Annotated in this window: 20 protein-coding genes; 12 read left to right on the top strand and 8 right to left on the bottom strand. The window is 72.0% G+C overall.

The annotated features are described in order from the left end of the window. Positions 1-2 precede the first annotated feature (2 nt). Together AB0G01_RS22305 and AB0G01_RS22300 are read right to left on the bottom strand one after the other, a co-directional pair. Positions 3-1004: an iron-containing redox enzyme family protein gene (locus AB0G01_RS22305; protein WP_360948426.1), complete on the bottom strand. Its 1002-nt coding sequence runs from the start codon at positions 1002-1004 to the stop codon at positions 3-5. Next, on the bottom strand, positions 1001-2068 hold the full coding sequence (locus AB0G01_RS22300) for a YbdK family carboxylate-amine ligase (protein ID WP_360948424.1): 1068 nt from the start codon (positions 2066-2068) through the stop codon (positions 1001-1003). Before AB0G01_RS22300 ends, AB0G01_RS22305 begins: the two co-directional genes overlap by 4 nt. 288 nt (positions 2069-2356) lie before the next feature. Between AB0G01_RS22300 and AB0G01_RS22295 the strand changes: the two genes are divergently transcribed. Together AB0G01_RS22295 and AB0G01_RS22290 are read left to right on the top strand one after the other, a co-directional pair. Then, positions 2357-3361, top strand: coding sequence for a glycosyltransferase (locus AB0G01_RS22295; protein ID WP_360948422.1), 1005 nt, complete (start codon positions 2357-2359; stop codon positions 3359-3361). Positions 3362-3529: 168 nt separating this feature from the next. Further along, positions 3530-3790, top strand: coding sequence for a hypothetical protein (locus AB0G01_RS22290; RefSeq protein ID WP_360948420.1), 261 nt, complete (start codon positions 3530-3532; stop codon positions 3788-3790). Here AB0G01_RS22290 and AB0G01_RS22285 read toward each other — a convergent pair. Continuing rightward, a complete protein-coding gene (locus AB0G01_RS22285; protein WP_360948418.1) occupies positions 3787-4542 on the bottom strand; it encodes a GAF and ANTAR domain-containing protein in 756 nt (251 codons plus the stop codon). The genes AB0G01_RS22290 and AB0G01_RS22285 overlap by 4 nt on opposite strands. 45 nt (positions 4543-4587) lie before the next feature. After that, positions 4588-5322: a GAF and ANTAR domain-containing protein gene (locus AB0G01_RS22280; RefSeq protein WP_360948416.1), complete on the bottom strand. Its 735-nt coding sequence runs from the start codon at positions 5320-5322 to the stop codon at positions 4588-4590. A 204-nt stretch (positions 5323-5526) separates the two neighbouring features. Between AB0G01_RS22280 and AB0G01_RS22275 the strand changes: the two genes are divergently transcribed. From AB0G01_RS22275 to AB0G01_RS22265, 3 genes are all read left to right on the top strand, one after another. Continuing rightward, positions 5527-6060: a hypothetical protein gene (locus AB0G01_RS22275; RefSeq protein WP_360948414.1), complete on the top strand. Its 534-nt coding sequence runs from the start codon at positions 5527-5529 to the stop codon at positions 6058-6060. Between the two features lie 169 nt (positions 6061-6229). Further along, positions 6230-7621: a M20/M25/M40 family metallo-hydrolase gene (locus tag AB0G01_RS22270; RefSeq protein ID WP_360948412.1), complete on the top strand. Its 1392-nt coding sequence runs from the start codon at positions 6230-6232 to the stop codon at positions 7619-7621. Between the two features lie 454 nt (positions 7622-8075). Further along, positions 8076-8237, top strand: a complete 162-nt coding sequence (locus AB0G01_RS22265) for a hypothetical protein (protein WP_360948410.1) — start codon at positions 8076-8078, stop codon at positions 8235-8237. A 160-nt stretch (positions 8238-8397) separates the two neighbouring features. Here AB0G01_RS22265 and AB0G01_RS22260 read toward each other — a convergent pair whose 3' ends face one another. After that, positions 8398-8658, bottom strand: coding sequence for a hypothetical protein (locus AB0G01_RS22260; RefSeq protein ID WP_360948408.1), 261 nt, complete (start codon positions 8656-8658; stop codon positions 8398-8400). A gap of 290 nt (positions 8659-8948) precedes the next feature. Between AB0G01_RS22260 and ctaD the strand changes: the two genes are divergently transcribed. From ctaD to AB0G01_RS22225, 7 genes are all read left to right on the top strand, one after another. Then, entirely contained in the window at positions 8949-10712 is a 1764-nt protein-coding gene (gene ctaD / locus AB0G01_RS22255) for a cytochrome c oxidase subunit I (RefSeq protein WP_360948406.1), read from the top strand. A gap of 18 nt (positions 10713-10730) precedes the next feature. Then, complete coding sequence (locus AB0G01_RS22250) at positions 10731-11000, top strand: DUF3040 domain-containing protein (protein WP_360948404.1); 270 nt, start codon at positions 10731-10733, stop codon at positions 10998-11000. A 305-nt stretch (positions 11001-11305) separates the two neighbouring features. Next, positions 11306-12061: a GAF and ANTAR domain-containing protein gene (locus tag AB0G01_RS22245; RefSeq protein WP_360948402.1), complete on the top strand. Its 756-nt coding sequence runs from the start codon at positions 11306-11308 to the stop codon at positions 12059-12061. Between the two features lie 317 nt (positions 12062-12378). Beyond that, positions 12379-13521 (top strand): glutamate--cysteine ligase, encoded by a 1143-nt coding sequence (locus AB0G01_RS22240; RefSeq protein ID WP_360948400.1) that lies wholly within the window; start codon positions 12379-12381, stop codon positions 13519-13521. A 565-nt stretch (positions 13522-14086) separates the two neighbouring features. Further along, positions 14087-15382 (top strand): Na+/H+ antiporter NhaA, encoded by a 1296-nt coding sequence (gene nhaA, locus AB0G01_RS22235; RefSeq protein WP_360948398.1) that lies wholly within the window; start codon positions 14087-14089, stop codon positions 15380-15382. A 27-nt stretch (positions 15383-15409) separates the two neighbouring features. Continuing rightward, positions 15410-16798 (top strand): FAD-dependent monooxygenase, encoded by a 1389-nt coding sequence (locus AB0G01_RS22230; protein WP_360948396.1) that lies wholly within the window; start codon positions 15410-15412, stop codon positions 16796-16798. Continuing rightward, positions 16795-17385, top strand: a complete 591-nt coding sequence (locus AB0G01_RS22225; protein WP_360948394.1) for a TetR family transcriptional regulator — start codon at positions 16795-16797, stop codon at positions 17383-17385. Before AB0G01_RS22230 ends, AB0G01_RS22225 begins: the two co-directional genes overlap by 4 nt. Before the next feature lie 138 nt (positions 17386-17523). Here the strand turns inward: AB0G01_RS22225 and AB0G01_RS22220 are convergent, their stop codons facing one another. The 3 genes from AB0G01_RS22220 to AB0G01_RS22210 form a co-directional block, all read right to left on the bottom strand. Continuing rightward, on the bottom strand, positions 17524-18747 hold the full coding sequence (locus tag AB0G01_RS22220; RefSeq protein ID WP_360948392.1) for a serine hydrolase domain-containing protein: 1224 nt from the start codon (positions 18745-18747) through the stop codon (positions 17524-17526). Positions 18748-18780: 33 nt separating this feature from the next. Next, positions 18781-19149, bottom strand: coding sequence for a hypothetical protein (locus AB0G01_RS22215; protein WP_360948390.1), 369 nt, complete (start codon positions 19147-19149; stop codon positions 18781-18783). A 169-nt stretch (positions 19150-19318) separates the two neighbouring features. Continuing rightward, positions 19319-20818: an IMP dehydrogenase gene (locus AB0G01_RS22210; RefSeq protein ID WP_360948388.1), complete on the bottom strand. Its 1500-nt coding sequence runs from the start codon at positions 20816-20818 to the stop codon at positions 19319-19321. Positions 20819-21134: the final 316 nt, after the last annotated feature.

Here is a 21134-nt window from a genome sequence, read left to right as displayed (position 1 = left end):
CCTCACACCGGCTTGAGCAGCGAGCTGCGCCCCTCGGCCCAGGCGGTCAGGAGGTGGTCGCCCAGCCGTTGTTCCAGCAGTCCGGTGGCCCGCACGCCGAACACGACCGACTCGGTCAGCTCCGGCTCGCGGGCCAGCAGGTCACCGACGACGTCGAGCCGCATCACCTGTTCGTGCACGGCGTCGGCCTCGATGTGCTCGGTGTAGAACTCCACGCAGTCCGGGTGCGCGTCCAGGCGCTCCAGCGCCTTGGCCATCCGGGTGGCGCTGGGCGCGGTGGTGATCTCGGCCGCCGCGAAGTGGCCCACCAGCGCCCCGCGCAGCTCGCGGTGCAGGCCGCACAGCGACATCAGGTTCACCGTCGCCAGCATCCGCGCGGGCACGTGCTCCAGGTAGTGCAGGTAGCCGGTCTCCATCCCCGCCCCGGCGAGCAGCCGCGCGTAGAGCTGCGAGTGCATCCGGTCGCCGCGCCCGCCGCCGTACTCGTCGAACTCGACCGCCACCAGCGCGGCCTTCGCCCGACCGGTCAGGCGCGGGATCACCCACGCGTGCGGATCGGCCTCCTTGAGGTGGTAGATCGACCGGTGCGCGAAGTTCTCGCGCACCTGCCACCACTCGCCCCGGTCGAGCAGGTGGTGGCTCAGCCCCCGCCCGTCCACCGGCTCGACCAGCAGTTCGTCCAGCACGTCGTCGATGCCGGGGCGACCGGGCAGGTCGGCGGCCAGCGCGTCGAGGAAGACCCGCTCCAGGCCGGAGCGCAGGCGGATCAGCTCCGGAGCCCACTCCCAGCCCGGCGCGGCGTCGCGGAACCCCCGGTAGTGCAGCTCGTAGCACACGTGCAGTGCGAGCTGGAGGTCTTCGCCGTACGGGTCGGTGTCGCCCGCGCCGGCCGGTGCGGACCACCCCGACGGGTCGGCCCGCAGAGCCGCGATGACCGCGTCGGACAGCCGCCCGCGCGGAGCGGGGAGCGTGGCCGCTCCCAAGGCGTGCAGTGTGTGCGTCACGGCGCAGGGGTACCCGGCCCGATCGCGGTGATGCACGCCGACGCCAGCCAGTCGACCAGGGCTTCCGGGCCGTTCTCGGCCGCTGCCCGCTGGCGGTGCGCGCCGGTCGGTGCTCCGGAGAGCTTGAGGCGCGTCCCGCCCACGTGGTCCACCAGTCGGCGCACCAGGACCGGCGCGGGCACCGCGACGCCGCTCCACGGGTCCACCGCCGGTCCGTCGACGCCGAACCGCGCGGCCGTCCAGGTGGCCGCCGCCAACACCTGGTGGTCGAACTCCGGGGCCTCCCGCCCGGCCGCCAGGTCCTCCAGCGCCCGCTCGACCAGGGCCAGCGTCACGGCGGCCTGGGCGACCGCGTCCGCCGCCGTCACCGCCGTGTCCGCCACCCGCACCTCGACCGTCGGGTACCGGGGCGAGGGCCGGGCGAGCCAGAACGTCATGGCGGCGTCGGTCAGCACCCCGCAGTCGACCAACCGGTCGACGGCGGTGTCGTGCTCGGCGGCCGAGGCGAAGCGCGGCGGTGGTCCCGACCCCGGGAACCGGGACTGCTCCACCATCCGCCAACTGCCGAAACCGGTGTCGCGGCCGTGCGCGAACGGCGAGTTGACCGAGAGCGCGAGCAGCGTGGGCAGCCACGGGCGCAGGTGGTTGACGACCGCGATGGCCGTGTCGCGGTCCGGTACGCCGACGTGGACGTGGCAGCCGCAGCAGTGGTAGTCCGCGACCTGACCCGCGTACAGGTCGGTGATGGCCCGGTAGCGGTCGTCCCCGGGCGGCGGGACGGGTGCGCTGAGCACCGGCGTGCCGGAGGGCACGACCAGCGCGCCCTCCTCGCCGGCCGCCTCGACCAGGGCGCGCCGGCCGGCGGTCAACTGGTGGTGCAGCTCGGTGAGGTCCTGGCACACCCCGCTGGCGAACTCGACCTGGGTGTCGAGCAGTTCACGATGGGCCTTCGCGCCCGCCGGCAGGCCGTTGACCCGCTTCAACACGGCCGCCGCGCGCGGGGTCACCCTGCGGGTGACCGGGTCGGCGAGCAGGAACTCCTCCTCGACCCCGACTGTGCTCACACCGCACCGCCGAGCGGCGCGCGTCCGGTTCCGACCGACGTGGGAGGCGTCTGCATGAGCGGGGATACCCCGCCACGACGGATGTTATCGGCCGGCTCGGCACCGCCGAGGGGGTTGCGGTGGCCACACCGCCGAACCAGGCGGGTGGGAGCCGGCCGCCGACACCTGGCACTGTCGACCCGGTGGCCGTGCGACGAGTTGCGCGCCGATCCCGGCTCGGTATGGTGAAGTCGCACGGTTCAGCCAGCAGCCGCTGCCTTCTTCGCATTGTGCGAGAAAGGTGCGCGTATGCGGATCGCGATGGTGACCTCGGTCGAGTCGGACATCCCTGTGGTGGATCTGTCCGGTGCTCTGTCCGATGAAGGTCACGAGGTGGCCGTCCACAGTGCGCGGGTCGTGCCGCACGGCGACGGGCCGGGGGAGTGGTTGCAGTCGTTCGTCACGACCCTGCGGGAACAGTGGTCGGACAGCCGCCCCGAAATCGTGCACACCCATAGCTGGACGGCCGGGCTGGCGGCGTTGTTCGCCGCGCAGCCGCTGGACATCCCGGTCGTGCACACCTTCCACGACATCACTCACGGACCTTCCGGGCGGCTCGACGTGGAGCGCGCCGTCTGCCGGGGTGTCGCGCGGGTGGTCGCGATGTCGGGCGGTGAACTGCCCACGTTGCTGCGCCTCGGGGTGAAGCGGTCCAAGATCGCGGTGGTGCCCTACGGCGTGGACCACCGCCGTTTCGCGCCGGAGGGACCACTGGCGCTGCGCGGGTCGACCCACCGGCTCGTCACCGCCGCGCCGAACGGCCTGCCCGTGGAACTCGTCGCCGCTCTGCGGTCCCTGCCGGAAGCCGAGTTGCTGGTGCTGGACGGTCCGCCGTCGGTCGACGAACTCGCCGCCCGGCTGGGTGTTGCCGACCGGGTCGTGCGCTTGGCCACCGTCGCCGACCACCTGCCGCTGTTGTTCCGGTCGGCCGACATCGTGGTGTGCGGGCCGTGGTGCGATCGGCCGTCGGTCCTGGCGGTGCAGGCCATGGCCTGCCGGGTCGCCGTGGTCTCCACCACGACCACCGGGGGGATGGCCGACGTGGTCGTGGACCGGGTCACCGGCATGATCCCCGATCAGCGCGGGCCCGCCGGGCTGACCCGCCTGCTGGGCGGGCTGCTGGCCGACCACGCCCGCCGCGAGTCCTACGCGGTCGCCGGATCGGACCGGGCCCTGGCCCGTTACGGCATCGACCGCGCGGCCGGTGACATCGCCGGCGTGTACGCCTCGGCAGTCCACTGTGGACTTTCCTGAGGACGGCCGTGCCGCCGTACCACCGTGCTCGGTGTTCCCCCGGCATGGCGGTTGAGGGACGCCGCCGAGCGGTTCACCGGCGCGGGCGGTGGTCACCACCGTCCCATCGCGACGGCGGCACGCCGTCATGGGGTGGTGTTCGCGTGGGATGAAGAGGAGGGTGGAGGTGTGGTGCACCCGGATGGCAGTTCCGCCGATCGCGTCGCCGCGGCGCGGCGGATCGTGGACGAGGTGGTCAACCGTGGCGCGTTCTACGAGGCGGTCGGCATCGTCGCGGGCGGCGTGGGCGGCGGCGATCCGGCGTCGGCCGACGAGCGGTTCTCGGCCGGGTACGACGACCTCCGCTGCCGGGCGGAAGCGGCGCGCATAGCGGCGATCGTGGACGCGGCGGCCGACGGACGGGCCGATCCCGACTGGGACGGGCGCTAGCCGGCCGGTGGCCGTTCCGCGCGCACTTCGGCAGGAGGGACGAGGGAGGTCGGGTCGAGGGAGCCGTCGACCAGCGCACGGGTGATGTCGCGCACCGGTGTGCGGCGCTGGGCGGCGTGCTCGTGGATCAACGCACTCGCCCGCTCCGGGTCGAGGTCCAGGCCGCCCGCGACGAGGCCGGTCGCGTGGGCCAGGCGCACCCGGTCGTTCATGGCGGTCAACGTCTGCTCGACCAGCCGGTCCACGCGCCGGGAGTCGCCTTCCTGCGACAGTCCCAGCACGGCCAGGTCGGCCAGGGCGCGGGCCAGGTCCTCCTGCCACCGCGCCCAGTGCGCGGTCCCGGTGAACAGGACGTTCAAGCCGCCGAGGGTGCGGTTGTCCAACCGCATCGGGATCGCGTGGACCGCGCGGTAGCCGGCGGCCGTCGCGGCCGGGGTGAACCCGGGCCAGCGGTCGGGTTCCCGGGCCAGGTCGGCGGCGCTGACCACGGTGCCGTCGCGGATGCAGTCCACGCAGGGACCTTCTTCGATCTGCGATTGCAGGAGCTCGACGAACCGGGCCCGTTCGTCGGACGCCGCCACGACCTTGATGCCGCCACGCGGGTCGACCAGCATCACGCCCGTGGCGGAGGCGTCGAGCAGCCGCGTGCACGCGGCGGTGACCATGCGCAGCACCGCGTCGGCGTCGTGCCCGTCGACCAGTTTCGCCGTGATGTCGCTCAACGCGGCGGCGATCTGGTCGGGAGCGGGCACCTTGTCAGCATACGGCCCGCCGGGGTTGCAGCGCGCGGTGACGGGTCAGTCCGCGAGCCGGTCCAGGGGCAGGCGTCGGGCCAGCACGTCGCGCGCGACGTCGAGCACCGACCTGCGGCCGGCGAAGGCGTGTGCCCGCAGCCGGGCGAAGGCGTCCTCCAGGCTGATCCGCAGTTGGGCCGAGAGCATCCCGGTGGCGATGTTGACGTCCTGGTAGGAGACCTCGACACGCACCTCGCCGTCGGTGCTGCCGCTGTGGTCGAGCAGCGACAGGACCGTCAGGTCGGCCAGCACGGCGGCGTCGGCGACCACGTCGGACGGCAGGCCGCCCGGTCGTCGGCGGTAGAGGCCCAGCGTCCCGAGCCTGATGCCGCCGAGTTGCAGGGGGAAGGCGAACACCGCCGCCAGCCCTTCGTCTTCGGCGAGGTCGGCGAATCCGGGCCACTTCGCGCGGTGCGCGCTCAGGTCCGTCACCAGCACCGGCCCGCCGGTGGTGAACGCCTCGACCCCGGGACCCTCGCCGGCGGTGTACTGGGCTTCCTCCAGCGCACTGGCCCAGAGGTCGCTCGCGCCGAGCAGTTCCTGGGCGCGGTGGTCGCTGCGCAGCGTCACCGCTGCGGCGTCGACCCCGGCCAGCGCCCGCACGCAGACCACGCACAGCGCCCGCGCCCAGCCCGCGCGGCCAGGCGACGCCACGCGTTCCGCGACCATCCGCGCCAGCCGGTCTCGACGCTGCCCGTCCAACACCCGTCCTCGCTGCCGCAGGGAGTACCGCCGCACCGGACCACGTTCCAGCCGTGACCACTGCCTCGGTGATCTCGCGCACGAACGCAGTACGTCGCGGACGCGCCCCGGGAGTACCAGGGCATCCGATTATCCCCGGCCCGGTGCCCCTCCGCACACCTGCCTCCTGGCCGGCGCGGTACCGGGCGGGTGGCGCGCCGGCGTGCGAGTAGCCGGCCTGGCGCGGGGTAGCCGGTGGGCATGGTGAAGCGTGCGCTGTGGCAGGGGTTGGTGGCCGGTGCGGCCGGTGCGGTCGTGATGACCGTCGGGGAGAAGCTGGAGCAGCGGGTCACCGGGCGGCCGGACTCGCACGTGCCGGCCCGGGTGCTGGAGCGGCTGCTGGGGATGTCGGAGAAGGCCGGGAAGCAGCCGCGCGTGGTCAACCTGGCCATGCACCTCGGTCAGGGTGCGCTCGCCGGGGTGGTGCGGTCGCTGATGGCCAACGCGGGGTTGCGCGGTCCGGTGGCGTCGGCGATGTTCACCGTCGTGCGGCTGACCAACGACCAGATCCTGGAGAACGCCACCGGTGTCGGCGCGCCGCCGCAGACGTGGCCGCGCGCGGAGTTGGTGGTGGACCTGCTGCACAAGTCGGTCTACGCCTTCGCGACCGGAGCGGTGGCCGACGCGCTGGCCGCGCGGAGCGGACCCGGTCCGGGACAGCGGCACGCCGCGCGGCTCCCCGGTCGGCGGACGGATGTCGGCCCGGTGCGCCGCGCGGTGTCGAGCGGCCGCTGACCTCGATCACACCAGGGGAGCACCTCGTCCCGCACAGCCCTCAGGGCACGCCCGAGGCCCCCGGACCGGGGGAACCGCGTGCCCCGGCCGAAGCCGCGGAACGACAACAGCGAGGAGGAGGGGGATGGTCGACGGAGGAACACCGCCTCGGTCCGGTGGGGACGGTGAGATGACCGATCGGGTGCACGCCTATCTGGCCGAGCGCCGCGACCGGGTGGTCGAGGAGCTGACCGGGTGGGTGCGCCTGCGTTCGGTCGCGGGGGAGTCCGAGCACGACATCGACCTGACCCGGTCGGCGAAGTGGTTGGCGGGGGCGTTGCGGGACACCGGGTTCCCCGTGGTGGAGGAGTGGGGGGCGACGGGGTGGCCCGCGGTCTACGCGGAGTGGTGCGAGACGCCCGACGCGCCGACCGTTCTGGTCTACAGCCACCACGACGTGCGCGCGGCGAAGGACGGGCAGTGGGAGGAGACGCCGCCGTTCGAACCGGCCCTGCGCGACGGCCGCCTCTACGGGCGGGGCACCTCCGACGCCAAGGGGCAGGTGCTGGCCCACCTGTGGGGTGTCCGGGCGCACCTGGCCGCCACCGGGCGCACGGCACCCGCGGTGAACCTGAAGTTCCTGGTGGAGGGCGAGGAGGAGGCCGGGTCGCCGCACTTCGCCCAGGTGGTCGAGGAGCACCGCGACCGGCTCGACGCCGACCTGGTGGTCTTCTCCGACACCGTGCTGTGGCGGGTCGACCACCCCGCGATCTGCACCAGTGTGCGGGGCCAGTTGCTCGCGCACCTGGAAGTGCGCGGTCCGCTGCGCGACGTGCACAGCGGCGCGGTGTCCGGACCGGCCCCCAACCCCGTGCTGGAGCTGTCCGAGCTGCTGGCGCGGTTGCACGACGACAAGGGCCGCGTCGCCCTGCCCGGGTTCTACGACGACGTGGCCGAGGCGTCCGAGCGCACCCGCGCCGACCTGGCCGCGCTGCCGTTCAGCGACGAGGACTGGCTGACCAGGTCGGAGACTCGCGGCATCGGCGGCGAGGAGGGGTACACGGTGCTGGAACGGCTGTGGACCCGGCCGGCGGTCGAGGTGCTGACCGTGGTCGCGGGCGATCCGGTGGGGCCGCCGACGGGCGCGATCCCGGCGGTCGCCGCCGCCGACCTGGGCATCCGGACGGTGCCGGACCAGAAGGTCGCCGACGTGGCCGGGAAGCTGCGGCGCTGGGTCGCGGAGAACATCGGAGACCACGTCGACTACGAGTTGACCGTCGCGGAGGAGACCGGGCAGGAGCCGTACCGCACCCCGGAGGACCACCCGGCGCTCGACGCGCTCGCGGACGCCATGCGTGAGGGGTTCGGCGCACCGCCGGGCCGGATGGGCAACGCGGGCGGCGGACCGGCCGAGCTGCTGGCCCGCACGCTGGACGTGCCGGTGGTGTTCTTCGGCACCGGTCTGCCCGAGGACCGGTGGCACGACAGCGACGAACGGGTCTCGGTGGACGTGCTGCTCGCCGGAGCCGCCACCCTGGCCCACCTGTGGCCACGACTCGCGACACCGCACGAACGCCGCTGACCGCTCTGGCAACCCCGCGCACCAAGACCGGACGGCCCGGCGCGGTACGAGCGCCACGCCGGGCCGGGGTCTGCCGGCGTCGCCGGAGAAGAAGCGGCCTCCGGTCGCCCTGGGGGGAGTGGCGGCCGGAGGCGGGCAGCCCTGGCCGCGCTGGGGGAAGCAAGCGGCCGGGGCGGGTCGAAGGGGATCGGGGGTCGGTACGGCGGTCGCCTCTCGGCGAGTGGCACGACGCGGCTCCAGCCGAACGGTGTTCCGCGAAGGCGTTGTAGGTGAGGCCCGGGGGACACGGACCGCACCGACCTCTCCGTACAACGGCACCACACGTCCCGGTGTTCCCCGTCCGGAGTGCCTTGCATCACCCGCTGGAGGAAGGGGTCGACGGGGATGGCGGTGCTGTTCCGGACCTCACTCGATCGAGCCGCTTGAACGACGGTCGCCCGGGTAACCGTCTGCGATGACGGAAGGCGACAGCGCACCGCTCAACCCCGACCCACCCCACTCCCCGGGCACGCCGCGCATGGACGACCTGGATGTGCAGGTACCGACTGCCGAGCGCACGACACCGGCCGACCAGGACGTCAGCCACGACGAGGCCGTAACCGAACCACCGGACTGACCACCAGAGCCGGCACAGGTCGGACGGCTGCCCGGCGGACAACACCGCCTGACACCCCATCCCGGGTCCGCGCCACGAAGCGGTCGTGCTGGGACGCGTCGCAGCGAACTGGTCATTCGGGACGCGATCCCCACGCCAGGCCGGCTCGCCCGCCGCCCGCTCACCGGCAACCGGGGTGACAGCTCTTCGCCGTCGACCTCCCCCGGTGAGCGCTGACGACCTCCAGCGCCGACCCGGCGGGCACGCTCAGCGCGCCGTCACGCACCTGCGTCGCCAGACCGCCCAGCCACGTCTCCCGCCTGCCCCGCGCGGCGCGGGCGCGCCAGTGCCGGGGACCAAGGGTGGCGAAGCCGTCCACGAGCGCCACCAGCTCCCGCGCTGCGGCGGGCGTCGCATTCCGCTCGTATGCCCGACCGGGCATCGTCAAACGATGTTCGAGCGGTGTCCGAAAAGGGCGCATGGGGCGCTCAACGGCTGGGCCGACACCCGCGTCGGCCCGCGAGGTCCCGGGTCCGGCTCCCGGCCAACGGGCCGAACTCGTCACCGGCACATCACTTCGGCGCGGACAGGTGAAATCGCGAGTGTCGGTGTGTAGGTGGACCGACGTGGGGTAGTCGGGCGCGTCACCGGCGGTTCGAGGTGGTGTCCGCAACGTGGAGGCGGTCTGTCGCCGGTGGGTTCGTGCACCGCACCACTGAGTCGAGGATGGTCATGACGACGGTAAAACCCACGCCGATCGTGCCCCGCGAGGTTGCGCGGCCCCGCCCGAAGGGTTCGGCGCTGCTGCGGCTGTTCTCCACCACCGACCACAAGCAGATCGGCCTGATGTACCTGACCACGTCGTTCGGGTTCTTCCTGGTCGGCGGCCTGATGGCGTTGCTGATGCGTGGCGAGCTGGCCCGGCCTGGCCTCCAGTTCCTGTCCAACGAGCAGTACAACCAGCTCTTCACCATGCACGGCACGGTCATGCTGCTGCTCTACGCCACCCCGATCGTGTTCGGCTTCGCGAACTTCGTCCTGCCGTTGCAGATCGGCTCACCGGACGTGGCCTTCCCGCGGCTCAACGCCCTGTCCTACTGGCTGTACCTGTTCGGCGGCCTGATCGCGGTCAGCGCGTTCCTCACCCCCGCCGGCGCACCGGACTTCGGGTGGACCGCCTACGCACCGCTGAGCAGCGCCGCCCGCACCCCGGGCGTGGGGGCCGACCTGTGGATCTCCGGCCTGGCCGTCGGCGGTCTGGGCACGATCCTCGGCGCGGTGAACATGATCACGACCGTGGTCTGCCTGCGCGCGCCGGGCATGACCATGTTCCGGATGCCCATCTTCACCTGGAACATCCTCATCACCTCGATCCTGGTGCTGGTGGCGTTCCCGATCCTGACCGCCGCGCTGCTCGGTCTGCTCGCCGACCGGCACCTGGGCGCACACGTGTTCGACCCGGCCAACGGCGGGGCGATCCTGTGGCAGCACCTGTTCTGGTTCTTCGGCCACCCCGAGGTCTACATAGTCGCGCTGCCGTTCTTCGGCATCGTCAGCGAGATTTTCCCGGTGTTCAGCCGCAAACCCCTGTTCGGCTACAAAGGACTGGTCTACGCCACGATCGCCATCGCGCTGTACTCCGTGATCGTGTGGGCGCACCACATGTACGCGACCGGCGCGGTGCTGATGCTGTTCTTCTCCGCCACCACGTTCATCATCGCCATCCCCACCGGCATCAAGTTCTTCAACTGGATCGGCACCATGTGGAAGGGGCAGTTGACGTTCGAGTCGCCGATGCTGTTCAGCGTCGGGTTCCTGGTCACGTTCCTGTTCGGCGGCCTGTCCGGCATCCTCCTGGCGTCCCCGCCCATCGACTTCCACGTGCACGACACCTACTTCGTCGTCGCGCACTTCCACTACGTCCTGTTCGGCACGATCGTGTTCGCCACCTACGCCGGCATCTACTTCTGGTTCCCCAAGATGACCGGCCGGATGCTCGACGAACGCCTGGGCAAGCTGCACTTCTGGACCACGTTCATCGGCTTCCACCTGACCTTCCTGGTCCACCACTGGTTGGGCAACCAGGGCATGCCCCGCCGCTACGCCGACTACCTGCCCAGCGACCAGTTCACGACCCTCAACACCGTCTCCACCATCGGCTCGTTCGTGCTGGGAGCCTCCACGCTGCCGTTCCTCTACAACGTCTTCCGCAGCTACCGCTACGGCGACCCCGCCGAGCACGACGACCCGTGGGGTTTTGGCAACTCGCTGGAATGGGCCACTTCCTGCCCGCCGCCCCGGCACAACTTCACCGAACTGCCCCCCATCCGCTCCGAACGTCCCGCGTTCGAACTGCACTACCCGCACATGGTCGAACGGATGCGCGACGAGTCCCACTACTCCATCCTGCGCAAGAACCAGGACGACGTCGAGGTCGACCCGACCACCGAGAAGTACCTCGCGCCCACCGACCGCGAAACCAAGCACGACGACTGACACCGCACGGAGGATTCGGTGACCAGGTACGAACGCCGTCAACTCCGCCGCATCGAGCGGTGGTTCGAGAATACCGATCCGGCCCTCGCTTCGGTGCTCGCGGGCAGGGACCCCGTGACGGCCACCCGACGTACGTCGACCGGGGTGTGGGTCACGCTGCTCGGCATCACCTTCCTGGTTGTCGGAGCACTCGTCCACCTGCCACTGGTGTTCGTGGGCCTCCTGCTGCTGATGACCGCGGCCTGCCTGCACGTCACACGCCTGCGGTCGGCCGGAACGCAGGGCTGAGAGGTTCGTTCGTCGTGGTCGGTCCCGTGCCTCTGTCAGGCAGGCGTGCCTTGACCGGTGCCTCGGTCGAGGCCGCCTCCTGGCGGGCGCGGTTCCTCGGCGGGCCGCACAGTGGACGCGGTCACGAACTTCGGCTGTCGGGACTCTGCGTGGAGCGCGGAGCGCGGCGACGGCAGGTGCGTCGACCACGGCACGGAAGGTGTGACGACGTGTCGAGGGGGGAACATCAGCGGGGTGACGGCAGCGGTTTCGACGCCAGTCCGCAGGAGCGCGACGGAGGCCGGTACCGACCGAGGAGGTGGGCGATGGGCGGGCTGCGGGGTGCGGAGGACGACGAGGCCGCCGAGACGCTGATCCGGCGGTTGGACGAGGTCACCGGCGCGTTGGAAGGGTTGTCCGCCGTCCTGGACCAGGAGGAGGACCTGTCGGTCATCCTCGACCGGATCTGCCGGCAGGTGGTGCACGCCATCCCGGGCGCTGACCTGGTGAGCGTGACGCTGCTGTCCGACGACGGCCCGGTGACCGGGGCGACGACCGGGCAGGAGGCGCTGGAGGTGGACATCGCGCAGTACCGGGCCGGGGAGGGGCCGTGCCTGGAGGCCGCGCGGATCGGTGAGGTGGTGCGCGCGGCGGCGGCCGAACTGCCGGACCGGTGGCCGGCCTTCGCCGGGCAGGCGGCGGGGTTCGGCGTGGTCGGTTACCTGTCGGTGCCGCTGTGCTTCGACGAGGAAACACCCGCTTCGCTCAACCTCTACAGCGAGCGCTCGGCCGGTCTGCGGGCTCTCGACGCGGCGCTCCTGGAGCTGTACTCGACCGCGGTCGAGGCGGCGTTGCGCAACGCCCGCCGTTACCTCCGCGCTCGTGAGCAGGCGGTTCAACTGCGGCACGCGTTGGCTTCCCGGGCGGTCATCGACCAGGCCAAGGGCGTCGTCATGGCCGTGCACCGGGTGAGTGCCGACGAGGCGTTCGCGATGCTGGTCGACCGGTCGCAGCGCGAGAACGTCAAGCTCCGCGACCTCGCCGAGCGCTTCCTCAACGACCTCGTGGCCATCGAGGACTGACGGACCGGGCAATTCCCCGGTCGGGAGCACCCTGGGGTCCGGTACCTCGTCTACGCGCAACCTCCGAGCGGATTCCGCCGTGGCGACCGACGAATCAGTCCCACTCGGTTTGTCCGTACCCCGGAGTGGTATTCCGTGAGCCCCTCGACGGGGTCTCGGGTCCACTCGAACGAGGCTCCGGAGGGACTTCTCGTCGGTCAAACAGCGTGCCGACACCCACGCGGACGACTCGTGTGGCCAGTGGCGTCGTCACGCTCGCGACAGGACGGTGCGCGGGCGCACTCGCGTGCTGACCACCAGCGAGCGGTGAGGACAACATGATCAACGATGAGCAACCCCTCCTGGGCACCGACGTGCCGACCCTGGCGGTGGTGGAGGAGTTCCTGGTCGTCGACCCGGGCAGCGGTCTGCCCGTTCCGGTGGCCGGTGAGGTGGTCGACCTGGCCAACCGGCTGGGTGCGGACCTGAAACCCGAGCCGACCCGTGCGCAGGTGGAGAGCGGCACACCGGTGTGCCGCACGCTGCGCGAGGTGCGCGGACACCTGCTGACCGCGCGGTCGACGGCCTCGGCGGCGGCTTTGCAGGCAGGGGCGCGGCTGCTCGCGGTCGGCGTGCCCCTGGCCGGACCGGCGGAGCAGTCCTCCAGCGACTCGGACCGCCACCAGCGGATCGACGAGGGCTACGGCCCGCCGGCGGCCGAGCACGGCGTGTGCGGCTGCCACGTGCACGTCGCGGTGCCGGACCGGGAGACCGCGGTGCAGGTGTGCAACCACGTGCGGCCCTGGTTGCCGGTCCTGCTCGCGTTGACCGCCAACTCGCCGATCCACCAGGGCGTCGACACCGGCTACGCCAGCCGGCGGTCGGTGCTCACCAGCCGCCGGCCTTGTTCCGGCGCGCCGCCGTACTTCACGTCCGCGAGCCACTACGACGCCGTGCTGGACATGCTGGTCGACAGCGGGGAGGTGTCGGACCCGGCGATGGTGTACTGGGACGTGCGGCCCTCCGACCACCTGCCCGCCGTCGAAATCCGGGTGTCCGACGTGCCCGCCACGGTCGACGAATCGATCCTGCTCGCCGCCCTGGTGCGCGCCCTGGTCACCACCGCCCTCGGGGCGATCGGCCGAGGTGACCGGGGGCTGCCGGTCGCCGCCGAGGCCGTGAGCGCGGCCTACTGGCGCGCCGCGCACGACGGCATCGAGGGCGACGGCATCGACCTGTTCGCCCATCGCCGCGTCCCGGCCGCCCACCTGCTGCGCCGGCTGGTCCGCCACGTCCGGCCGGCCCTGCGCCACACCGGCGAGTTGCGCGCGGTCAGCGCCCTGTTCACCAAGGTCCTCCACAACGGCAACGGTGCCGTCCGCCAACGGCGGGCGTTCCAGCGGCGCGGACGGATCGAGGACGTGGTGGAGCTCCTGAGCCGGGACACGGGCCAGGACTGGCTACCGGACACCGCCGCGTGACCGCGAGGAACGACACGCCGATCGGAAGTGGGCCGGAGGAGCCCGTCGGGCGGTCGGACATCGGCGACTGTGCCCGGCGAGTCGGCCGCGCCTGCGGCGGCGGCTCCGAGTACGCGACCGACATCGGCGGCCTGAAGGGTGTTTTAGGCGGTCGTGCTGGGTAATCTGCCCGGTGCCGGGCCTGTTCGCAGGCCCGGTGGGACCGCGTAAGTGGTAGGCCGGACTCGGCGCGGTGTCGTTGAGCAGACAGCGCCCACGGCGGTCTGGTTGCGCGGTGCGAGCCGGGCGACATCGTGCGGTTCGCACCGTGCCCGCCCTTCACGGTGCCTCCGATCGACGTGATCGCGATGCTGCCGTCCCACTGCTGCTCCACTGTGGACGGTGTGCGTGGTGGTCGGTGAGCGCGGGAAGCCGCGTCGATCGCCCCGCGCGTGCTGGTGGCGTGGTTCACTCGGCGCAGCGGGAGCGGACTCCGGCGGGTAGAATCCCACCGTTGCCCCTCACGGGGGCATGGTGTGCCGGGAAGTCTGGTCGGCGACGTGATCGACGACCCCCGGAGCCGCCCGTGAAACGCCGTGTCACCACCAACCTCTTCAGCCGGGGCTCCTGGCCCGAGGCCAGGCGCATCGCCGACGTCCTGCGCATGGAGACGGTGGGCGGCGTCATCATGCTCGCCGCCGCCGTGCTGGGCCTGGTCTGGGCGAACTCGCCGTGGGCACCGGCCTACGAGTCGCTGCGCGGGCTGGAGTTCGGCGTCGAGTCGCTGCACCTGCGGCTGAGCGTGGGCCAGTGGGCCTCCGACGGCCTGCTGGCGATCTTCTTCTTCGTGGCCGGGCTGGAGCTCAAACGCGAGTTCGTGGCGGGTGACCTGCGCGATCCCCGGCGGGCGGCGGTCCCGGTCGCCGCCGCGGTCGGTGGTGTGGTGGTGCCCGCGCTGATCTACGCACTGATCAACCTGGGCAATCCGGAGGCGTCGGCGGGGTGGGCGGTCCCGACGGCGACCGACATCGCGTTCGCGTTGGCCGTGCTGGCGGTGATCGGCCGGTTCCTGCCTTCGGCGTTGCGGACGTTCCTGCTCACGCTCGCGGTCGTGGACGACCTGATCGCGATCGTGATCATCGCGCTGTTCTACACCGACGAGCTGTCGGTGGTGCCGTTGCTGCTCGTGCTGGTGCCCTTGGCGCTGTTCACGGTGCTGGTGCAGCGCCGGGTCCGTTCCTGGTGGGTGTTGCTGCCGCTCGCCGGCCTGACGTGGGGGTTCATGCACGCCTCCGGGGTGCACGCGACGGTGGCCGGGGTGCTGCTGGGGTTCGCGGTGCCGGTGATCCGCCGGCGCGCGGGCGAGGGGCCCGGTCTGGCGGAGCACTTCGAGCACCGGTGGCGTCCGTTGTCGACCGGGGTGGCGGTGCCGGTGTTCGCGTTCTTCGCCGCCGGTGTGGCGTTCGGCGGTCTCGACGGGCTGGTGTCCTCCCTGTCCGACACCGTGACGCTCGGGATCGTGGCGGGTCTGGTGTTGGGCAAGCTGATCGGCATCACCGCCGCCACGTGGCTGGTCGCCCGGTTCACCAAGGCCGAACTGGACAGCGACCTGGCCTGGGTGGACGTGCTGGGCCTGGCGGTCCTGGGCGGTATCGGGTTCACCGTGTCGCTGCTCGTGGGCGAGTTGGCCTTCGGCGAGGGCAGCGCCGAGTACGACGACGCGAAGGTCGCCGTCCTGCTCGGGTCGCTGTTGGCCGCGATCATCGCGACGATCGTGCTGCGCGGGCGCAACCGCGTGTACCGCCGCATCCACGAGGAGGAGACCCGCGACGCGAACCGGGACGGCATCCCGGACGCCTACCAAAAAGACGTTATTGACTAACACTTGTTAGTAGCTAACACTAGCGGTATGGCTGTTGTGGTGGTGGGTGCGGGTCCGACCGGGTTGGCTGCGGCGTGCGCGCTGCGGTCGCAGGGCGTGCCGGTGCGGGTGGTGGACGGAGCCGACGGCCCGGCGACGACGTCACGGGCATTGGGGCTGCAACCACGCGGTACCGAGGTGTTGGCCCGGCTGGGCGCGCTGGACGACCTGCCGGAACGGTCGGTGGGCATCGGCCGGGTGGTGGTCCACGTCGGCGGGCGGCGGGCGGGGGAGTTGCGCGTCGGGCAGCCGACGAAGCTGGTCAGGCGGCCCGGCCTGATCGTGTCGCAGGCCGAGGTCGAGGCGCGGTTGCGGCAACGGCTGCGGGCCCACGGCGTCGAGGTCGAGTGGTCCACGCGCGTGGAGGGGATCGAGCACTGCGACGAAGGGGCGGTGCTGTCGACCGCCGCCGGCGCTGTGAACGCGCGGTGGGTGGTCGGGTGCGACGGCGCGCACAGCGCGGTCCGCAAGGCCGCCGGCATCGGGTTCCCCGGCGTGCCGCTGGTGGAGAACTTCGTGTTGGGCGACGTCCGGGTCGAACTGCCGCTGCCCCGCGACGCGGTAGGCGTGTGGGTGCGCGGCGCGGAGGTGTTCTCGGCGTTCCCGCTGCCGGACGGGATCTGGCGGTTCATGGCACCCGCGCCGGGCGTCGCGGTCCAGGACGTCCCCGCGTACCTGGCGGACGCGGCCCGACGACACGCCGGCGTCCGCGTCGACGAGGCCGACCGGTGGGTGTGGACGTCGGTGTTCCGCATCCACCGACGACTCGCCGAGACCTACCGGCGGGGCCGGGTGCTGCTCGCGGGCGACGCCGCGCACATCCACAGCCCGTTCGGCGGGCAGGGCATGAACACCGGATTGGGTGACGCGGAGAACCTGGCGTGGCGGTTGGCACTGGTCGAGTCGGGACGTGCCGGAGACGGGCTCCTGGACGGCTACGAGGCCGAGCGCAGGCCCGTGGCGGTCGACGTGCTGGCCTCCACCAGCGGCCTGACCGGCCTGGTCCTGGGCGATTCCGCCGTCGCGCGCCTGGTGCGCGACCGGGTGCTGTTCCCGCTCCTGGGTCTGGCACCGGTCCAGCGGAGGATCTGGGAACAGGCGTCCCAGTTGAAGATCGGCTACGGCCGTTCCCGGTTCGGGCGACGCCCGCGCGTGGGAGATCGGGTGGCCGAGTTCGCCGGGCACGGCGAGTTCCGGTGGACGCTGGTCGTGCCGCCCGGCCACCCGTGCGCGGCGGTGGCGCGTGACCTGCTGGGCGAGGTGCGGGAGGTGCACCGCACCGGTGGTGCGCTGCTGGTCCGTCCCGACGGCCACCTGGCGTGGCGCGGCGAGCCGGGTGCGCTGCGCCGGGACCTGGAGGTCATGCTTGGCCGGTGAGAGCCGACCAGAGCCGACCCGCGGGCGGGCTGCGCGAGGAGCGCAAGGCCCGTACCCGCCGCACCATCCGGGAACACGCCCTGCGGCTGTTCCTGGACGGCGGGTACGACGAGACCACCGTGGAGCAGATCGCCGCCGCCGCCGGCGTGTCGCACATGACGTTCTTCCGCTACTTCCCCACCAAGGAAGCCGTGGTCGAGGACGACGACTACGACCCGCTGATCGCCGAACTGGTCCGCGCCCGACCCGCCGCCGAGGCACCGATGACCGCGCTGCACCGCGCGGTACGTGCGGGCCTGGACACCGTGCTGACCGCCGACCGGGACGCCGTCTACGCCCGGACCCGGCTCGTCGTCACCCACCCCGCCCTGCGGGCCAGGCAGTGGCGCAACGCAGCCACCACCGAGTCACTGCTGGCCCGTGCGCTCGCCGACCGCGAAGGGTCCCCGGTCGACCTGAGGCTGCGGGTGGTGGCCGCCGCCGCCACCGCCGCGCTGATCACCGCACTGACCGCGTGGGTCGACAACGACGGCGCAGACGACCTGCGCACGCTGGTCGACGAGGCGTTCACGACCCTGGGCTCATGACCCCGGTGGAACGCACCGGAGCGCGCCCTCGCCGGCCGCGCGCCGGTGCCCCGGCGAACTGGTTCCGGTGGCCGGGAACGCGATGATGTCCGCCGCTCCACGGGCCGGCGGACGTCATCGGTGAGCGTGGGGACGGGGTCAGCTCAGGCAGGCGCGGACGGCGGCGGTCAGGGTGGACGCCCGGGGGTCGTCGGCGCGGAAGTTCCAGAGGTTGGTGACGTAGGCGAAGCCGACGCCCGCGTCCGGGTCGGCGAAGCCGATCGAACCGCCGGAACCCGGGTGGCCGAACGATCCCGTGCCCAGCATCGGCATCGGGGGGCACGCCCGCCAGAAACCCAGGGACATGTTGAACGAGCGGTCTGCCGGGATGTCGAGGCCCGGCGGCAGGCCGTGCATGAGGGTCTTGTCGGTCTGGATCTCCGTCATGCGCTCCACGGCCGGCGGGTTGAGCAGGCGCACGCCGTCGACGTCGCTCACGGTGGCCGCGTACATCCGGGCGATCGAGTTCGCGTCGGCGATCATGTTCGCGGCCGGGAACTCCGCCGCGCGCCAGGCGCGGGTGGTGAAGTACGCGCTCGTGTGGTCCAGCGCACCGCCCAGTTCGCCCGCGCGGGCCTGGACCGAATCCGCGCCCCACACGGCGTTGACCCACGCGGTGACCGTGTCGGCGTCGAGGCCGGTCGCCTTGATCATTCCGTCGAGCAGCTCCTCCACGCTGAACGGGGCGGCGTAGTGGAGCGGGGAGACGCGGTCCTCGTGCTCTTCGGGGAGACCGATCCAGGCGCTCAATCCCAGTGGGGCGGCGACCTCGTCGGCGAAGAACGCGCCGAGCGACTTGCCGGTGATCCGGCGGACGACCTCACCGACCAGGAACCCGTAGGTGACGCTGTGGTAGACGTGCTCGGTGCCGGGTCGCCACAACGGTTCCTGGGCTTCGAGCGCGCGGATGACGGGGTCCCAGTCGCACGCCTGCCCGAAAGTCAGTGGACCGTCCACGATCGGCAGGCCGACCTGGTGCGACAGCAGCCAGCGCACCGGGACGTCCTCCTTGCCGCCCGCGCCGAACTCCGGCCAGTACCGGGTCACGGGGGCGTCCAGGTCGAGTTGGCCGCGCTGGGCCAGCAGGTGGGCGCAGATCGCGGTGGCACCCTTGGTCGTCGACGCGACCTGGACGATCGTGTCGTCGCCCCACGGCCGACCCGCCTCGCGGTCGGCCAGGCCGCCCCGCAGGTCGACCACGGCCCGGCCGTCCACGTAGACGGAGCACGCCGCGCCGACCTCGCCGCCGTCCTCGAAGTTCGCGCGGAACACGTCGGCGACCTTGCCCCAGCCCTGCTCGACCTGTTCGAACGTGCTGTTCATCGCGGTAGTCCTTTCTCGGTGGGAAAAGCGGGTTCAGGCGGCGGGGTGGATGGCGATGTCGTCGCGACGGGTGTGGGCGCGGACCTCGACGGTGTCGGTGGGGTTCTCCCGCACGGGCAGGGAGTTGCGCACGAAACCCTTGGTGCTGTCGGCGTCCACATCGGCGGGCCCGCGCGTGACGTGGCCGACGCGGATGGGGCAGTCGGCGGCTCGGGCGGTGATGTCGCCGCCGGCGGAGTCGACCTTGATCCCTTCGGCCACCTGGACGTCGGTCTTGCTGGTGCTGTCGACCGGCTCGACGCTCACGATGGTGTCGGCGCGCTCGCCGGCGACAACCCGGATCTCGGTGCCGGCGACGGTCAGCGACGCCGTGACGGGGTTCGGCGTGGCGAAGGTGGGCATGACTGGTCTCCCCTGGTCGTGGCCCGACGTCGGTCGGGCCGTTCACTGGGGACCACGATCACCGGCGGCCCTGACACCGGGCAGTCACCGCCCTGACAGCACCGGGGACGTGAGGTCAGGCGGGTGTCACGGGAGCGGTGGCGGCACGGGGGGTGCCGCCACCGGGGGATCAGTCCAGGGTGGTGTCGGTGCTCTCGCGGATCGCCACGGCGGCGGCGTTCTCCTGGTAGCTCTGCTCAGACACCAGGGTCACCCGGGCGGTGGACTGGAAGGCCGGGACGGTCGCCGCGCCGCAGGAGGCCATCGTCGCCTTGATCTTCGCCACGGTCAGGGCGAGGGCGTCACCGAGGTCGCCGACGTAGGGGACGTAGCCGTCGACGCCCTCTTCGAAGTGGAGCGTGTCCTCGCCCTGGTCGTAGCGCTGCCAGTTGCGGGCGCGGCTGGAGCCCTCGCCCCAGTACTCCTTGAACACCGAGCCGCCGATGCGCACCTTCTTGCCCGGCGACTGGTCGAAGCGGGCGAAATAGCGGCCCATCATCACGAAGTCCGCGCCCATCGCCAGCGCCAACGCCATGTGGTAGTCGTGCAGCAGGCCGCCGTCCGAGCAGATCGGCACGTACTCGCCGGTCCGCTGCGCGTAGGCGGCACGGGCCTGTGCCACGTCCAGGACCGCGCTCGCCTGGCCCCGGCCGATGCCCTTCTGGTCGCGGGTGATGCAGATCGAGCCGCCGCCGATGCCGACCTTGACGAAGTCCGCGCCCGCGTCGGCCAGGAACTCGAACGCACCGCCGTCCACGACGTTGCCGCCGCCGATCGGCACCTCGGGGAACTCCCGCTTGACCCAGCGCAGCGCTTCGGCCTGCCAATCGCTGTAGCCGTCGGACGAATCCAGGCACAGCACGTCGGCACCGGCCGCCACCAGCGCGGGCACGCGGTCGCGGTAGTCGTGGGTGTTGACGCCCGCGCCCACCCGGAACCGCTTGGCCGCGTCCACCACCGCGCCGGGGAACTGCTTGTGCTCGGCGTAGTCCGACCGGAACACGAGGTGCTGGAGGTGCCCGGTGCCGTCCACGACCGGCAGGCAGTCCAGCCGCTCCTCCCACAGGGTGGTGTTGGCCTCGGAGAGGGTGATGCCCTCCTTGCCGCACGTGAGCGCGTCCACCGGGCGCATCCGGTCACCGACCGCGAGACCCAGGTCGTGCCGGTCGGGGTGGAAGTCGCGGTCCGTGACCAGGCCGACGAACCGGCCGTGCGGGGAACCGTCCTCGGTGACCGCCGCCGTGTTGTGCCCGGTGGCCTTCATCAGGCCGACGAGGTGCCGGAGCGCGTCGGTCGGGCGGACCGTGGTGTCGCTGACCACGAAGCCCGCCTTGAAGTTCTTCACGAACCGCACCGCGTCGGCCTGGTCCTCGACGGACTGGTTGTGGTGCAGGAAGCTCAAGCCGCCCGACCGGGCCAGCGCGACCGCGAGCCCGGGTGAGCTGACCGCCTGCATGATCGCCGACGTGAACGGCACGGACAGCCGGATCGAGGACGGGGCACCGACCGCGTGCCGGACCAGGGACGTGCCGAGGTGGACCTGGTCGGGTGTGCACTCCGCTGTCGTCCTGTTGGGCAGCAACAGGAATTCGTTGAACGTCCGCGACACGCCGGGCACGATCTCGACCACGGGAACTCACTCCGAACCACTCACGCCGGGACTCCGGCTCCGAAAAGTGCGCACAGCCTCGCACACCTCGTCCAACGGGTGGAGGTCCGGCGGCCAGTGATCCCGACAGTGCGGCGGCCGGTTCGGGTTCTGACCAGTAAGAATGAGTTTCGGGACCGTTTCCCGATCGTGGGCGATTGTTTTGCCTTGCCATTAGCGGCGTTTTCCTGGGTATTCGACGGTTCTCCGGTGTCAACGCCGTCGTCGGTCACGACGGCGGCTGTCGGCGGCTTTGTCCGGTTGTCAGTTCATGGGGGAGTGGTGACGTGGCCGCACT

It is taken from the genome of Actinosynnema sp. NPDC023587 (assembly GCF_040640215.1).
In the GTDB taxonomy this organism is placed as follows: domain Bacteria; phylum Actinomycetota; class Actinomycetes; order Mycobacteriales; family Pseudonocardiaceae; genus Actinosynnema.
The sequence above is the reverse complement of the archived record's forward strand: the minus strand, read 5'-3'. Positions and strand labels throughout refer to the sequence as shown.

Bases quoted from the DNA above. Each gene is read 5' to 3' on its own strand.
- AB0G01_RS22265 (WP_360948410.1), top strand. From the start codon at position 8,076: ATGACGGAAGGCGACAGCGCACCGCTCAACCCCGACCCACCCCACTCC.
- AB0G01_RS22260 (WP_360948408.1), bottom strand. From the start codon at position 8,658: ATGCCCGGTCGGGCATACGAGCGGAATGCGACGCCCGCCGCAGCGCGG.
- AB0G01_RS22215 (WP_360948390.1), bottom strand. From the start codon at position 19,149: ATGCCCACCTTCGCCACGCCGAACCCCGTCACGGCGTCGCTGACCGTC.
- AB0G01_RS22240 (WP_360948400.1), top strand. From the start codon at position 12,379: ATGATCAACGATGAGCAACCCCTCCTGGGCACCGACGTGCCGACCCTG.
- AB0G01_RS22275 (WP_360948414.1), top strand. From the start codon at position 5,527: ATGGTGAAGCGTGCGCTGTGGCAGGGGTTGGTGGCCGGTGCGGCCGGT.
- AB0G01_RS22245 (WP_360948402.1), top strand. From the start codon at position 11,306: ATGGGCGGGCTGCGGGGTGCGGAGGACGACGAGGCCGCCGAGACGCTG.
- AB0G01_RS22295 (WP_360948422.1), top strand. From the start codon at position 2,357: ATGCGGATCGCGATGGTGACCTCGGTCGAGTCGGACATCCCTGTGGTG.
- AB0G01_RS22230 (WP_360948396.1), top strand. From the start codon at position 15,410: ATGGCTGTTGTGGTGGTGGGTGCGGGTCCGACCGGGTTGGCTGCGGCG.
- AB0G01_RS22220 (WP_360948392.1), bottom strand. From the start codon at position 18,747: ATGAACAGCACGTTCGAACAGGTCGAGCAGGGCTGGGGCAAGGTCGCC.
- AB0G01_RS22270 (WP_360948412.1), top strand. From the start codon at position 6,230: ATGACCGATCGGGTGCACGCCTATCTGGCCGAGCGCCGCGACCGGGTG.
- ctaD (WP_360948406.1), top strand. From the start codon at position 8,949: ATGACGACGGTAAAACCCACGCCGATCGTGCCCCGCGAGGTTGCGCGG.